Raw genomic sequence first — 1,186 nt, forward strand, 5'->3', positions numbered from 1 at the left:
ATTTTTGCGAGTGTTCACACAGATTGTATAGGTTAAAGTATTAAAGAGGATATGTTCCCAAACATATCAGCGTGTCCCATTCGTCTAGAGGCCTAGGACACCGCCCTTTCACGGCGGTAACAGGGGTTCGACTCCCCTATGGGACGCCATTGGGTTGTTAGCTCAGTTGGTAGAGCAGTTGACTTTTAATCAATTGGTCACAGGTTCGAATCCTGTACAACCCACCACACTATTGTGGGCGATTAGCTCAGTTGGGAGAGCACCTCCCTTACAAGGAGGGGGTCACTGGTTCGAGCCCGGTATCGCCCACCACGCTTTAAAGGTTTTTGCTTAAGAATCTTTAGAACGTGGTTTATTTAGCAATAAACGACATGCTCTTTAACAATCTGGAAAGCTGACAAGTCATTCTTAAAGAATGACAGTAAAGTTCTCAATCAGTGACAGAAATGTCACTCACACAATCAAGTGTGCTTGGGCTTTGTCTTAGTGATAAGCAAAGTCTCTATTTTGAGTCCGGCAAAAACAAAACCTTAATTGGTTGATGATTCAACACTGAGTGGTTTTGCGACGCAGATTTCTTTTTTAGACAATCTCGCGCGAGGCGTTTGTCGCGGGGAGCGTAACGTGTTACGTGACCAAGCAAACGGTGAGCAAGAGGCCGTATAAAAGAGAAAGATCGAGCAAAAAGACCTCTTGGGGTTGTATGGTTAAGTGACTAAGCGTAGACGGTGGATGCCTTGGCAGTCAGAGGCGATGAAGGACGTACTAACCTGCGAAAAGCGATGGTGAGCTGGTAAGAGGCATTTGAGCCATCGATGTCCGAATGGGGAAACCCACCTGCATAAGCAGGTATCTTAGCGTGAATACATAGCGCTAAGAGGCGAACTCGGGGAACTGAAACATCTAAGTACCCGAAGGAAAAGAAATCAATTGAGATTCCGGCAGTAGCGGCGAGCGAACCCGGAGCAGCCCTTAAGCGGCTTAGGCGTTAGGTGAACAGGTTGGAAAACCTGGCAATAAAGGGTGATAGCCCCGTAACCGACGGCGCCTTAGGCGTGAAAACGAGTAGGACGGGACACGTGATATCTTGTCTGAACATGGGGGGACCATCCTCCAAGGCTAAATACTCCTGACTGACCGATAGTGAACCAGTACCGTGAGGGAAAGGCGAAAAGAACCCCTGTGA

The 1,186-nt window shown here is 47.8% G+C and carries 3 tRNA genes and 1 rRNA gene; all 4 read left to right on the forward strand.

The features are described from left to right. Positions 1 to 73 precede the first annotated feature (73 nt). Positions 74 to 149 (forward strand) — tRNA-Glu (locus tag WN56_RS08560). A gap of 2 nt (positions 150 to 151) precedes the next feature. Then, a tRNA-Lys gene (locus tag WN56_RS08565) sits at positions 152 to 227 on the forward strand. A gap of 9 nt (positions 228 to 236) precedes the next feature. Further along, positions 237 to 312 (forward strand) — tRNA-Val (locus WN56_RS08570). Between the two features lie 393 nt (positions 313 to 705). Then, positions 706 to 1,186 (forward strand): 23S ribosomal RNA (locus WN56_RS08575); the annotation flags it as partial.

The organism is Salinivibrio sp. KP-1 (assembly GCF_000968645.1).
In the GTDB taxonomy this organism is placed as follows: Bacteria; Pseudomonadota; Gammaproteobacteria; order Enterobacterales; family Vibrionaceae; genus Salinivibrio; species Salinivibrio siamensis.